We start from the raw sequence: 12,658 nt of genomic DNA on the forward strand, positions 1-12,658 counted from the left end.
GGGTTCTGCGATCACTAAAAACAAAAGGCCCGGTCGCCATTGGCGATCGGGCCTTTTCTTGTTGGTGGGACTAGCGCGCTTACGCGGCGGTCGACGCCTTCCGTGCGGCCTTCTCCTGTGCGGCGGCGGCCTCGTCCTTGCGGATCTCCGACAGGCGCTTCTGCACTTCCGCGGAGAAGATGTACTGCGCAGGACGCTGCTTGGACATGTCGATCTCCGGCGCCATCGGACCCGTGGTCCTGATGCCGCGCAGCGACACCCACATCGCCTTCAGCGGGTTGTTGATGGCGGCGGTCGCCGCCGTCGGCTCGTAGCCGCAATGGGCCATACAGTCGGCGCACTTCTCGTACTTGCCGGTGCCGTAGGTCTCCCAGTCGGTGGTGTCCATCAGCTCCTTGAAGGTTTTTGCATAGCCTTCACCGAGCAAATAGCAGGGCTTCTGCCAGCCGAAGATGTTGCGCGCGGGCATGCCCCAGGGCGTGCACTCGTATTCCTGGTTGCCGGCGAGGAAGTCCAGGAACAGGCCGGAATGCATGAAATTCCACTTCTTGCCCTTGCCCATCGCAAAGACGTCGCGGAACAGCTTCTTGGTCTTGGTGCGGTTGAGGAAGTGCTCCTGGTCCGGCGCGCGCTCATAGGCGTAGCCCGGCGACATCGAGACGCCGACGCCGAGCTCGACGGTCAGGTCGAGGAATTTGGCGATCTCTTCGGCCGGGTGGCCGTCGAAGATGGTGGCGTTGACGTTGACGGTGAAGCCGCGGGCCTTGGCCGCCTTGATCGCGGAGACGGCGCGGTCGAACACGCCCTTCTGCGACACGGCCTTGTCGTGGTGCTCCTTCAGGCCGTCGAGATGCACGGAGAAGAACAGGTAGGGCGAGGGCTCGAACAGATCGAGCTTCTTCTCGAGCAACAGCGCGTTGGTGCAGAGCGAGACGAACTTCTTGCGCGCGACGAGGCCGCGCACGATCTCGCCGATCTCCTTGTGGATCAGCGGCTCGCCGCCGGGAATGGCGACCATAGGCGCACCGCACTCGTCGGCCGCGTCCCAGCACTCCTGCGCCGTCATGCGGCGGTTGAGGATCGCATCCGGATAATCGATCTTGCCGCAGCCGACGCAGGCGAGGTTGCAGCGAAACAGCGGTTCCAGCATCAGCACGAGCGGATAGCGCTTGCGGCCAAGCAGCTTCTGCTTGATCAAATAGCCGCCGATACGCATTTCCTTGAAGAAGGGGATAGCCATTACAAGTTTCTTTCTGGGCTTGAAATTCGGGTGGGTCAGCTCGCAGCCAGTTCGGCCGGAAGCCGGAATTCGATGTTTTCCTCGCGGCCCGGGAGCACCGAGACCTTGACCGGTCCGATCCGCCGCATTGCTTCGATCACGTCATCCACGAGTACCTCGGGCGCCGAAGCGCCAGCCGTGACACCGACGGTTCTGGCATCTTTCAACCACTCCGGATTGAGCGCGCTGCCGTCGGCAATCAGATAACTCGCGACACCGGCCTCAGTGCCGATTTCGCGGAGCCGGTTCGAATTCGAGCTATTGGCAGCGCCCACCACCAAGATCACGTCGACCAGCTTGCTCAAGTCCCTTACCGCAGATTGGCGGTTCTGTGTCGCATAGCAGATATCCCGGATATCCGGGCCTTGAATATCTGTAAAGCGGGCCTGCAGGGCCGAAATGATGTCCTTTGTGTCATCCACCGACAGGGTGGTCTGGGTGATATAGGCCACTGGCGTATCCGCCGGCAGCTCAAGGGCCTTAACCTCTTCAACGCTTTGGACCAGCAGTACGGGGGCGGGAACCTGGCCCATCGTACCCTCGACCTCGGGGTGGCCGGCATGGCCGATCAGGATCAGGGTGCGGCCCCTGGCGATGTAGCGCTTCCCCTGATTGTGAACTTTCGTGACCAAGGGGCAGGTGGCATTGAGCACCGGAAGGTCGCGCGCGGCCGCTTCTTCCTCGACGCTGCGGGCGACGCCATGAGCGCTGAAGACCGTCACCGCCTTCGGCGGCACCTCCGACAGTTCCTCGACGAAGATCGCGCCCTTGTTCTTCAGGCTCTCGACGACGTACTTGTTGTGCACGATCTCATGGCGCACGTAGACGGGCGGGCCGTACTTCTCCAGCGCCCGTTCCACGATCTCGATCGCACGCACTACCCCCGCGCAAAAGCCGCGCGGTTGCGCCAGATAAACTTCCATTGGACGGCCATCACGCAAGTTGCACCAATCCGCTCTCAAGTTCAGGGGACACCCCGATACGAACCAATGAGTTGCAATATCCGCACCATCGGTTCGGCGCACGCGGTAGCCGCCCACCCCTGCCGGGGCCCCGGTGCATGGAGGTGCAGTACTTTGTGTCAAAAAATCGGCAGTAAGGAAAGGTGGAATGAACTTTGGTTCCCTGCCGGATCAGTTTGGCGGTATTATAGTAGAGGGTGCCCGTGGCAGCAACGTGGCGACATTTGTGCGCACGCTTCGTCACTTTCCCGCCTCAACTCCTCGGCTATACCGATGGCCCGCATGATAATGCCATGGTCTTCCGCCGTTTACCTCGAAGCTTCTGACGGCGATAACCACTCAAAACAGCAATAGGTTTCGGCCGGGAACTCCGTTAAACAGCGGGCGTTTCCGGCAAGCTGTTAACCGCAGAAAGAAAAGTAGTGCTGCAAAGCGTCGTCGTTGCCATCGTCAGGGCCTGCACCCGGTTTGCCTCCCTCGTCGTCGTTCTCGGGCTCCTGCTGGCGGTGGGGGCGGGCTATTACACGTCCCAGCATTTCGCCATCAACACCGACATCAACTCGCTGATTGCCCAAAATCTGGACTGGCGCCAACGCGACCAGCAGTTCGATCGCGCCTTCGACCGCGATGCGACGATTACGGCGGTGGTCGAAGCCAAGACGCCGGAGATGGCGACCGCGGCGTCGGACGCGCTCTATGCCAAGCTGAAGGACAACAAGACCGAATTCCAGTCGATGCAGCAGCTCGGCACCGGCGAGTTCTTCGAGAAGAATGGTCTGTTGTTCCTGCCGACAGAGGAAGTTGCCAAGGTCACCGGCCAGTTCGAATCCGCAGCACCCCTGATCGAGATCATGGCGGGCGATCCCTCGATCCGCGGCCTGACCGGCGCGCTCGAGACGGGACTTGCCGGCGTCAAGCGCGGGCAGGTCAAGCTCGACAACACCGAACGGCCCTTCAACCAGATCGCGCAAACGGTCGAGACCGTGCTCAACAAGGGCAATGCGACGTTCTCCTGGCGCCAGCTCGTCAGTGACGAGCCGCTGACGGATTCGGACAAGCGCGCCTTCATCGAGTTCAAGCCGATCCTCGACTACAACGCGCTTGAGCCCGGCAAGGGCGCAACCGACGCGATCCGCAAGGCCGCAGCCGATCTGGATTTTGCCACCAAATATCAGGCGCGAGTCCGGCTGACCGGGCCGGTCCCGATCGCCAACGAGGAATATGCAACCGTCCAGGAAGGCGCCGTCGTCAATGGCATCGGCACGGTCCTCGTCGTGCTGCTCATCCTGTGGCTGGCGCTGCATTCGGCGAAGATCATCTTCGCGGTGTTCGTCAATCTCTTCGTCGGTCTTGCGCTGACCACCGCCGCCGGCCTGATGATGGTGGGCTCGCTCAATTTGCTGTCGATCGCATTCGCCGTGCTGTTCGTCGGCCTCGGCGTCGATTTCGGCATCCAGTACAGCGTCCGCTATCGCTCCGAGCGCTACAAGCACAACGATCTCTCCGGTGCGCTGATCCTGGCCGCCAAGCGCTCGGCAATTCCGTTGTCGCTGGCGGCAATGGCGACCGCGGCTGGCTTCCTCTGCTTCATCCCCACGGACTACAAGGGTATCGCCGAACTCGGCCAGATCGCCGGCGTCGGCATGCTGGTCGCGTTCCTCACTAGCATCACCGTGCTCCCGGCGATGCTGAAGCTGTTGAACCCGCCCGGTGAGAAAGAGCCGGTCGGCTATGCCTTCCTGGCGCCGCTCGATCACTTCCTGGAGAAGCACCGCGTGCTGGTCGTCGGTGGCACCATGTTTCTGGCGGTCGCCGGCCTGCCGCTGCTCTATTTCATGAAGTTCGACTTCAACCCGATGAATCTGCGCAACCCGAAGGCAGAGTCGATCGCGACCTTCCTCGACTTGCGCAAGGATCCCAACACGGGCGCCAATGCCATCAACGTGATGACCACGTCGGAAGAGCAGGCAAGGCAGGTGGAGGCGAAGCTGGAGAAGGTGCCGGAGGTGTTGCGGGTGATGTCGCTCAACAGCTTCGTTCCTGAAGACCAGCCGCCGAAGCTGAAGCTGCTCGCGCAGGGCGCCAAGGTGCTGAACCCCGCGCTCAATCCCGACCAGATCGACGCCGCGCCGTCGGACAAGGAAAACGTCGATGCGCTGAAATCGTCGGTCGACAATCTGCGCCGGACCGCAGGCGATGCGAAGGGCCCGGGTGCGGTTGCCTCGCGTCGGCTCGCGGATGCGCTGGAAAAGCTCGCCAATGCCGATGAAGCCACACGGAACAAGGCGCAGGACGTGTTCGTCGCGCCGATGAAGATCGTGTTCGACCAGCTCCGGAACGCGTTGCAGGCCGAGCCGGTCACCCTGAAGTCATTGCCGGCAGATCTCGTCAGCGCCTGGAAGAGCAAGGACGGTATCATCCGCGTCGAGGCGCTGCCGAAGGGTGATCCCAACGACAACGACACGCTACGCAAATTTGCGGCGGCGGTGCTCGTTGCCGAGCCGACCGCGATCGGCGGTCCGGTCTCGATCCTGAAATCCGGCGACACCGTGGTGAAGGCGTTCATCCATGCCGGAATCTATGCGCTGCTGGTGATCGGCCTATTACTGTGGATCACGCTGCGCCGGTTCGTCGACGTGTTGATGACGCTGGTGCCGCTGTTGGTGGCAGGCGCGGTCACGCTCGAGATCTGCGTGCTGATCGGCTTGCCGCTCAACTTCGCCAATATCGTCGCGTTCCCGCTGCTGCTCGGCGTCGGCGTGGCCTTCAAGATCTACTATGTCGTGGCCTGGCGCTCGGGCAGGACAAACCTGCTCCAGACCAGCCTGACGCGCGCGATCTTTTTCAGCGCGCTGACAACGGCCACCGCGTTCGGCAGCCTTTGGCTGTCGAGCCATCCCGGCACGTCCAGCATGGGCAAGCTGCTGGCGTTGTCGCTGGTGACGACGCTCGCCGCCGTGCTGCTGTTTCAGCCTGCCCTAATGGGCAAACCCCGCAATCTCAGGGAGTAGGCAGATGTCGCCGACCTGGTCGGCGGCGCCCTTCTGACCGGGTTTGGCGGTGCCGGCGGCCTTCGGGGCTGCGGGCGCAGGCTGCGCCACCGTAGCGCCGGTCGTTCCCGGGGCTTTCGACGCCGCGCCGGTGGGCTTCGGCGCGCCCTTGGCCATGGCGTTGGCGGAGCTCAAGGGAATCGGGGGGCTGACCCGGGTCCAGGTCTCGCCACCGCACAGGAACCCCATCACGCAGCCCTTGATCTCGAGCTGGTCGGTGCCAACCGGCGTGATGGTTGCGCTGTAGAGCTGGCCGTCCTTGGCATTGTAGACCTGACCTTCCCATTGATCGGCGCCGGGCTTTTTCTTCATGTCGATCAGGGTCGCCATGCCCAGCGTGGGCCGGGTCTTTTTCGACGCGTCCGGATTGTTCTCGTCGCGGCCCCCGGGCTGTTTTTCCCAGGAAACCGCGCCCCACATGCTGCCATTGCATTGGGCGACACGAATGTTGGCGACGCCGTCGGCAACCCGCCAGTCGCCGGTCGGATCGGCCGCGAGCGCCGGGTTCAGGCAGGTGTAACCGCCAGCCAGTATTAGTCCGGTGTAAAGGGCTAAACGCATGATAGTTCCTTGGCAGTGCAACATGGTCTAAAGCTCTGCTTGCGAAGATGGTCCGAAAAAGGGCAAAAGGCCGCACAGACCGTTTTCAGCGACGTTCCGTTTTCAGTTGACGAGACGGCCCTCAACCGAAGTATGTAGCGGATGCACAGCCCAAATCCAGACATGTCTCAGCTGTTCGCGGACCGCCAGGCCCAGCGCAGCGCCCTGCATAATCGGCATCTGAACGAGCAGTTCGTTCGGGTTCTGAAGACCATCGGCTACGATGTCGGCTTCCAGAAGGGGCAGGGACAGTATCTCTACGACCGCGACGGGGCGCGCTATCTCGACCTCTTGTCCGGTTTTGGCGTGTTTGCGATCGGGCGCAATCATCCTGTCATGCGCGAGGCGCTCAAGAGCGTGCTCGATGCCGACCTGCCCAACCTCGTCCAGTTCGACGTCTCGGTGCTCGCCGGCGTGCTCGCCGAGCGGCTCCTGAAATACGTCCCCTATCTTGATAAGGCGTTCTTCGCCAATTCCGGCGCCGAATGCGTCGAAGCGGCGATCAAGTTCGCCCGCGGCGCCACCGGTCGTCCGGGGATCGTCTATTGTGCCCACGGCTATCACGGCCTGACCTATGGCGCGCTGTCGCTGACCGGTGATTCGAACTTCCGCACCGGCTTCGAGCCGCTGCTGCCGGGATGCACTTCGATCCCGTTCAACGATCTCGCCGCGCTCGAAAAGGCGCTGGCCTCGCGCGAGGTGGCGGCCTTCGTCGTCGAGCCAATCCAGGGCAAGGGCGTCAACATGCCCACCGACGAGTTCCTGCCGGGTGCAGCTGCGCTCTGCAAGAAATACGGCACGCTGTTCGTCGCCGACGAGATCCAGACCGGCATGGGCCGCACCGGCCGCTTCCTCGCGGTCGAGCACTGGAACGTCGAGCCCGACATGGTGCTGCTGTCGAAGTCGCTGTCCGGCGGCCATGTGCCGGTCGGCGCGGTGCTGACGCGCAAAAGCATCTTCGACAAGATATTCAACCAGATGGACCGCGCCGTCGTGCACGGCTCGACCTTCTCCAAGAACGACCTGGCGATGGCTGCGGGCATCGCCACGCTTGACATCATGGAGTCCGAGAAGCTGATCGAGTCCGCCGCCAAGCGCGGTGCCGAGCTGCGCCTCGCGCTCACGCGCATGGTGCCCGGCTACGAGCTGTTGAAGGAGGTCCGCGGCAAGGGCCTGATGATCGGCGTCGAGTTCGGTCCGCCGAAATCGCTGCGGCTGCGGGCGTCCTGGAACGTGCTGGAGGCAGCCAACAAGGGTCTGTTCTGCCAGCTCATCACCGTGCCGCTGTTCAAGGACCACAAGATCCTCACGCAAGTCGCCGGCCATGGCAGCCACACCATCAAGCTTCTGCCGCCGCTCACCATCACCGAGGAAGATTGCGGCTGGATCGAGCGCGCCTTCGACGACGTCATCGCCGGCAGCCACAAGGTCCCCGGCGCGATTTGGTCGCTCGGCAAGACGCTGGTGGACAATGCGGTGCGAAGGTCTGCGTAAGGCCTCTGCTGCGGCCTGATGTCGCGACGTGCGACCTGCTGAAGCAGTCCGTCTCCCGAAATTCCAAATCGACGCTTATTTCCCGGCATTGACCTGACCGGGAGAGGAGTGGGCGATGCCTTTGACTGGCGGCTGTCATTGCGGCGCCATCCGCTATGAAGTGAACGGCGACATGATGGTGCATGCGCTCTGCCATTGCGCGGATTGCCGCCGTCACTCCGGGGCACCGATGGTTGGCTGGGTGATGTATTCGCTCAAGGCGGTCAAAGTCGTGCGCGGTCAGCCGAAGATCTATCAATCATCCGAACATGGACGACGTCACTTCTGTGCCGATTGCGGCACGGGGCTGTTCTACATCAACGAAAACCTGATGCCCGATATCATCGATATCCAGAGCGGCACCTATGATGACCCTGATGCCGTTCCGGCGACGATGCACATTCAGGTCGCCGAGCGGATTGGCTGGATGGTGCGGGCTCACGAACTGCCCGTCTTCGAACGATTTCCTCCGCTCGAATGACGGCATGCGCAGAAGCTAACCGTTCATCGCCGCCTCGAACTTGTCGACGAATTCGGCAAGCTCGTCTGCGCCGAGATCGCTGACGGCCCAGAAGTTCAGGCCGCGATTGCCCCAGCGCCGGCAGTTGAAGCCCTGCATGGCTTCGGTCCTGGGTGCGCGGTATTCCGCGTTCGATGTCTGCGATACGAACAAATTCACCACGTGCTGCCGGCGCTTATAGACGACCGCACCGATGGCGCGGGCGTCGATATAATCGAGCCTGCCGCCGACCAGCGTAAAGCCTTGTGCGGTGAGGTCGATCACGGGCGGGGCGACGTCGAGCTTGCCGTTGAACCACGGCTTCACCGTGTGCTGGTCGGTCGAGACCACGTCGATGAGGTGGCCGGCCTGGAGCGAGCGCAGATGCGCGGAGACGACCTCCGACAGGATGCGCTGCTGGTCGTCCTGGCGCAGCACCAATGCGACGACGCCGGAGGCGGCGAGCGCGGAGACTGCCGAGCCCATCGCAAAGCCGCGCAGCACGGAGCGGCGGCTCGGCTGTTGATGCTGCGGCTGCGGCAGCGAGGCCTCGATACGCGCACGCAGGCTCGCCGGTGCGGTGTAGCGCAAATCGGCGTCTGCGAGCACGCGCTGCATCTCGCGCTGCGCGGCGAACTCCGCAGCGCAGGCCGGGCAGCCGGCGATATGGGCTTCGACCTCGCGCGCGTGGCCGGCATCGAGCTCGTTGTCGAGCAGCGCGTGAAGCAGGATTCTTGCTTCGTCGCAGGTCATCTTGCTTGCTCCTCATCCGCCGTCCAGGCCGCGCGCAGCATGGCACGGGCGCGGGCGAGGCGGGACATCACAGTGCCGACGGGCACGCCGGCGGCCTCGGCGATTTCACGATAGGACAGGTTGTTGATCTCCCGCAGCACGAACGTTTCCTTGAACGGCTCGGCGAGCGCGTCGATCAGCTTGCGGATCGCGCCCGCATCGCGGCTGCGCAGCACTTCGGTTTCGGGGCTGGCCTCGGTCTCCTGCCAGATCGGCGTCTGCTCGGCAGCGCCGGGCGTATCCTCGATCGCGCTGTGCCTGTGTGCGCGCCGTGCATATTCGGCATTGCAGACGTTACGCAGGATCGCGAATAGCCAAGGCTTTATCGCCGGCCCGCGATAGCTGTCGAAATGCTTCAGCGCGCGCAGATAGCACTCCTGCACCGCGTCCTCGGCATCGGAGGGGTCACGCAAGAGATAGCGCGCGAGCGTGTAGACGTCGTCGAGATGGGGGAGCGCCGCCTCGCGGAAGCGTTGCGCCTTCTGCAAATCGTCGTTGGCGGGCATCGCTCCTCGCTTTGCCTCTTGTTCTGCTCGTTGCTTGGTTTCGTCGCTGTTCGTCTCGTCCCTATTCGTTTCGTCCCTGAGTGTGACCGAAGGCACACGGGCCCGGCCGGTGTGGGACCACCGGCCGGGCAAGACGTTGATGCCTTGGTTCGAGGTGTTACTCAACCTTGATCATCCCCGTCATGTGCGGGTGCAGAGAACAAAAATATTTGTAGTCGCCCGCATTGGTGAAGGTGAACGAGAACTTGTCGTCAGTGTCCAGGGTCTTGGACCTGAACTTCCCGGCCGACACCACGGTGTGGGGGATGTCGTCCCGGTTGGTCCAGGTCACGGTGGTGCCGACCTTGATCTTGAGCTCGGCCGGCTGGAAGACGAAATTGTCGATATGCACCTCCATGTCGTCGGCATGGGCGGTTGTGGCGGGTAACAGCATGGCCGCGGCCAAAGCAAGACCGAAGGCGACACCGAGGTCGCGGCGATTGAGAGTCTTCATTGTCAGCTTCCGTTAGTCCTGCATCAACTCTGGAGCGGCGTGTCGATGATCGCGAGCCGCTGCTCGTTCTGCTTGAAGTTAATGCTGGCAACGCCGAGCATCGCGCGGAGCTTTGCGTCCTCGACCTTCATCGGTCCGGGCGAGGGGGCAGCTCCCGGCGCCGGCTGCGGAAAGGCGGTGGAGCGTGCGGTGTGGAAGGTGACGTTGCCTTCGACCTTCTGCATCACCTGGTGAATGTGGCCATTGAGCACGGTGACCGAACCGAAGCCTTTCACCTGTTCCAGCGCGCGGGCGCCGTCCTCAGTGCCCCAGCCCCATTCGGGGTAGACGGTCCAGAGCGGGATGTGGGCGAACAGCACGATCGGCGTCGATTTCGACTTGCCGCGCAGATCGTCCTCGAGCCAGGCGAGCTGCTCGGCGCCGAGATTGCCGAGGCCTCCGGCCTTGAGGTCGACGACATTGACGAGGCCGATGAAGTGCACGCCGCCGGCGTCGAACGAATACCAGCCTGCGCCCTTGGTACCGCGGCCGTAGCGCTCGCGATAGAACTTCACGTCCTCGTCGAGGAAGTCATGCTCGCCGGGCACGTAATGCACGTCGAGCTTGCTCTGCGAGATGATGCGATCGGCATTGTCGAACTCGGCGGCCTTGGAGAGATGCGTGATGTCGCCAGTGTGGATCATGAAGGACGGCTTGACCGGCATCGCGTTGATCTTGTTGATGGCTTCCTCGAGCGTGCCGAGCGCGTTGGGATTGGCCGGCTTGTCGAAGCCGACATGGCTGTCGCTGATCTGGAGGAAGGTCATTCCGGGCGCGGCCGCGGTCGCGGCTTGCGCGGAATCGATGATGCCGAGCGAGCGCGGGACGCCACCGGTGATGGTCCAGAGCACCCCGGTGCCGGCCCAGGTCATGCATTCCAACACCTTGCGGCGGCTTAAGCCGTCCTCGCCGTGATCGTGTCCGCTCATCGCGCAGCTCCACTTCGCCCGGAATTGGGCTTCGGGGAGGTGATTGGGGGAGCGGGGGTGTTATTCCCGGACGCGATGACGTTTTCGTGAGGTGGTTGGACGCGTAGCCCGTATGGAGCGTAGCGGAATACGGGACCAATCGAGCGTCCTCTCCCGGATTTCGCTACGCCCCATCAGGCTACGCATTCACTTCGAATCCTCCAAAATCATTGTTGCGCCCTTTTCGGCGATCATCGCGGTCGGCGTGTTGGTGTTGCCAGACGTGATGGTCGGCATGATCGAGGCATCGACAATGCGAAGGCTGCCGAGACCGTAGAAGCGCAGGCGTTCGTCGACCACCGCCATCGGATCATTTGCTGCGCCCATCTTCGCGGTACCGACGGGATGGAAGATGGTGGTGCCGATGTCGCCGGCGGCCTTGGCAAGAGAGGCATCGTCGTCGCCGACGGCGGGGCCGGGCAGATATTCGCTTGGGCGGTATTTTGCCAAGGCCTTCTGCTGCATCAGGCGGCGGGTGGTGCGGATGGCATCGGCGCCGACCTGACGGTCGTCGTCCGTTGAAAGATAATTCGGCGCGATGATGGGCTTCTCGTCCGGCGCCGCCGAACGCAGACGTACGGTGCCACGCGATGTCGGCTGGAGATTGCAGGCGCTCACCGTGATCGCGGGAAAGCGGTGCAGGGGATCGCCGAACTTGTCGAGCGACAGCGGTTGCACGTGGAACTGGATGTTGGCGCGTGCGCGCGTCGCATCGGAGCGGGTGAAGATGCCGAGCTGCGACGGCGCCATGGTCAACGGCCCGCGGCGGCGGAAGGCGTAGTCGAGGCCCATCAGGCCGCGTCGAACCAGGTTGTAATAGGTCTCGTTCAGTGTGCGCACGCCTTCGACCTTGTAGATCGCGCGCTGCTGCAGATGATCCTGCAGATTGCGGCCGACGCCGGGCTTGTCCATCACGATGTCGATGCCGAGCGGCGACAGCCAGTCGGCAGGTCCGATGCCGGAGCGATGCAGCACCTGTACCGAGCCAATCGCGCCTGCCGAGAGGACCACCTCGCGTTTCGCACGCGCCTCGATGATCTCGCCATTCTGGATGAAGCGCACGCCGACGGCGCGGCCCTGTTCGATGATCAGACGATCGACCAGCACATGCTTTTCGAGCCGCAGGTTCGGGCGGTTCAATACCGGCTTGAGAAAGCCGCGCGCCGACGACCAGCGCCGGCCGCGCTTCTGATTGACGTGGAAATAGCTGGTGCCTTCGTTGTCGCCGGTATTGAAATCCGGGATGCGCTTGATGCCCATCTCCTCGGCCGCATCGCCCACGGCATCGAGTATGTCCCAGGACAGCCGCGGCGCCTCGATGCGCCAGCCGCCGCCGGCGCCGTGATGCTCGCTTGCGCCGAGGAAGTGATCCTCGAGCCGTTTGAACAGCGGCAGCACGTCGTCATAACCCCAGCCGGTCATGCCGAGCTGGCGCCAGTGATCGTAATCGGCGGCCTGTCCACGCATCGAGATCATGGCGTTGATCGCCGAGGAGCCGCCGATCACCTTGCCACGGGGATAGGCGAGCGAGCGGCCGTTCAGGCCGGGCTCGGCCTCGGTCCTGAACATCCAGTCCGAGCGCGGATTGCCGATGGCGAAGAGATAGCCGACGGGAATGTGGAACCAGATCCAGTTGTCGTCGCCGCCGGCTTCGAGGAGGAGGACGCGATTGCTGGAATTGGCCGACAGCCGGTTGGCGACGATGCAGCCCGCCGTGCCGGCCCCAACGACAATATAGTCAAACTCACCTTCGAGCCGCCTTGGCATTCTGCTTCCACCCAATAGGCATTATGCCCAGGCTTGTCCCAGGCATCCACGCACTTTCCGTTCTAATAGTCAGACGTGGATGGCCGGGACAAGTCCGGCCATGACGGGAGGACAGAGCTACCCCAGATCCCCGCCAGTTGGGTGGACTGGTGCTTGCATGGTAGACAGGC

General features: G+C 63.1%; 11 protein-coding genes. 3 read left to right on the plus strand and 8 right to left on the minus strand.

Going from position 1 to position 12,658, the window contains the following annotated elements; genetic code table 11:
- Positions 1-79: 79 nt before the first annotated feature.
- Both hpnH and ispH read right to left on the minus strand, forming a co-directional pair.
- Entirely contained in the window at positions 80-1,240 is a 1,161-nt protein-coding gene (hpnH, locus tag IVB19_RS11725) for an adenosyl-hopene transferase HpnH (protein ID WP_007593619.1), read from the minus strand.
- A gap of 35 nt (positions 1,241-1,275) precedes the next feature.
- Positions 1,276-2,202, minus strand: a complete 927-nt coding sequence (gene ispH / locus IVB19_RS11730) for a 4-hydroxy-3-methylbut-2-enyl diphosphate reductase (protein WP_035993095.1) — start codon at positions 2,200-2,202, stop codon at positions 1,276-1,278.
- Between the two features lie 461 nt (positions 2,203-2,663).
- Here ispH and hpnN point away from each other — a divergent pair, with 461 nt between their 5' ends.
- Positions 2,664-5,252 carry a hopanoid transporter HpnN gene (gene hpnN / locus IVB19_RS11735; RefSeq protein ID WP_018456918.1) on the plus strand — a complete coding sequence of 863 codons (2,589 nt, stop codon included), beginning with the start codon at positions 2,664-2,666 and terminating at the stop codon, positions 5,250-5,252.
- Here hpnN and IVB19_RS11740 read toward each other — a convergent pair.
- Complete coding sequence (locus IVB19_RS11740) at positions 5,220-5,852, minus strand: DUF2147 domain-containing protein (RefSeq protein ID WP_018456917.1); 633 nt, start codon at positions 5,850-5,852, stop codon at positions 5,220-5,222. The two genes, hpnN and IVB19_RS11740, sit on opposite strands and share 33 nt — an antisense overlap.
- Positions 5,853-5,993: 141 nt before the next feature.
- Between IVB19_RS11740 and hpnO the strand changes: the two genes are divergently transcribed.
- Both hpnO and IVB19_RS11750 read left to right on the plus strand, forming a co-directional pair.
- Positions 5,994-7,385: an aminobacteriohopanetriol synthase HpnO gene (gene hpnO, locus IVB19_RS11745; protein WP_026233264.1), complete on the plus strand. Its 1,392-nt coding sequence runs from the start codon at positions 5,994-5,996 to the stop codon at positions 7,383-7,385.
- A 115-nt stretch (positions 7,386-7,500) separates the two neighbouring features.
- Positions 7,501-7,905, plus strand: coding sequence for a GFA family protein (locus IVB19_RS11750; RefSeq protein WP_085362347.1), 405 nt, complete (start codon positions 7,501-7,503; stop codon positions 7,903-7,905).
- Between the two features lie 15 nt (positions 7,906-7,920).
- On the opposite strand, the gene IVB19_RS11755 is transcribed toward IVB19_RS11750, so the two are convergent.
- The 5 genes from IVB19_RS11755 to IVB19_RS11775 all read right to left on the minus strand — a co-directional run bounded on the left by IVB19_RS11755 (position 7,921) and on the right by IVB19_RS11775 (position 12,488).
- Positions 7,921-8,676: an anti-sigma factor family protein gene (locus tag IVB19_RS11755; protein WP_085362348.1), complete on the minus strand. Its 756-nt coding sequence runs from the start codon at positions 8,674-8,676 to the stop codon at positions 7,921-7,923.
- Positions 8,673-9,221, minus strand: coding sequence for a sigma-70 family RNA polymerase sigma factor (locus tag IVB19_RS11760; RefSeq protein WP_018456913.1), 549 nt, complete (start codon positions 9,219-9,221; stop codon positions 8,673-8,675). Before IVB19_RS11760 ends, IVB19_RS11755 begins: the two co-directional genes overlap by 4 nt.
- A gap of 157 nt (positions 9,222-9,378) precedes the next feature.
- Positions 9,379-9,714, minus strand: a complete 336-nt coding sequence (locus tag IVB19_RS11765) for a cupredoxin domain-containing protein (RefSeq protein WP_018456912.1) — start codon at positions 9,712-9,714, stop codon at positions 9,379-9,381.
- Between the two features lie 23 nt (positions 9,715-9,737).
- Positions 9,738-10,682, minus strand: a complete 945-nt coding sequence (locus tag IVB19_RS11770) for a metallophosphoesterase family protein (RefSeq protein ID WP_018456911.1) — start codon at positions 10,680-10,682, stop codon at positions 9,738-9,740.
- A gap of 186 nt (positions 10,683-10,868) precedes the next feature.
- Positions 10,869-12,488, minus strand: a complete 1,620-nt coding sequence (locus IVB19_RS11775) for a GMC family oxidoreductase (RefSeq protein ID WP_018456910.1) — start codon at positions 12,486-12,488, stop codon at positions 10,869-10,871.
- Between the last annotated feature and the right edge of the window lie 170 nt (positions 12,489-12,658).

Source organism: Bradyrhizobium sp. 187, assembly GCF_023101005.1.
In the GTDB taxonomy this organism is placed as follows: Bacteria; Pseudomonadota; Alphaproteobacteria; order Rhizobiales; family Xanthobacteraceae; genus Bradyrhizobium; species Bradyrhizobium canariense_D.

Coding starts and splice junctions, on each gene's coding strand:
- hpnO (WP_026233264.1), top strand. CDS start 5,994: ATGCACAGCCCAAATCCAGACATGTCTCAGCTGTTCGCGGACCGCCAG.
- IVB19_RS11765 (WP_018456912.1), bottom strand. CDS start 9,714: ATGAAGACTCTCAATCGCCGCGACCTCGGTGTCGCCTTCGGTCTTGCT.
- IVB19_RS11750 (WP_085362347.1), top strand. CDS start 7,501: ATGCCTTTGACTGGCGGCTGTCATTGCGGCGCCATCCGCTATGAAGTG.
- IVB19_RS11775 (WP_018456910.1), bottom strand. CDS start 12,488: ATGCCAAGGCGGCTCGAAGGTGAGTTTGACTATATTGTCGTTGGGGCC.
- IVB19_RS11740 (WP_018456917.1), bottom strand. CDS start 5,852: ATGCGTTTAGCCCTTTACACCGGACTAATACTGGCTGGCGGTTACACC.
- hpnH (WP_007593619.1), bottom strand. CDS start 1,240: ATGGCTATCCCCTTCTTCAAGGAAATGCGTATCGGCGGCTATTTGATC.
- IVB19_RS11760 (WP_018456913.1), bottom strand. CDS start 9,221: ATGCCCGCCAACGACGATTTGCAGAAGGCGCAACGCTTCCGCGAGGCG.
- ispH (WP_035993095.1), bottom strand. CDS start 2,202: ATGGAAGTTTATCTGGCGCAACCGCGCGGCTTTTGCGCGGGGGTAGTG.
- IVB19_RS11755 (WP_085362348.1), bottom strand. CDS start 8,676: ATGACCTGCGACGAAGCAAGAATCCTGCTTCACGCGCTGCTCGACAAC.
- IVB19_RS11770 (WP_018456911.1), bottom strand. CDS start 10,682: ATGAGCGGACACGATCACGGCGAGGACGGCTTAAGCCGCCGCAAGGTG.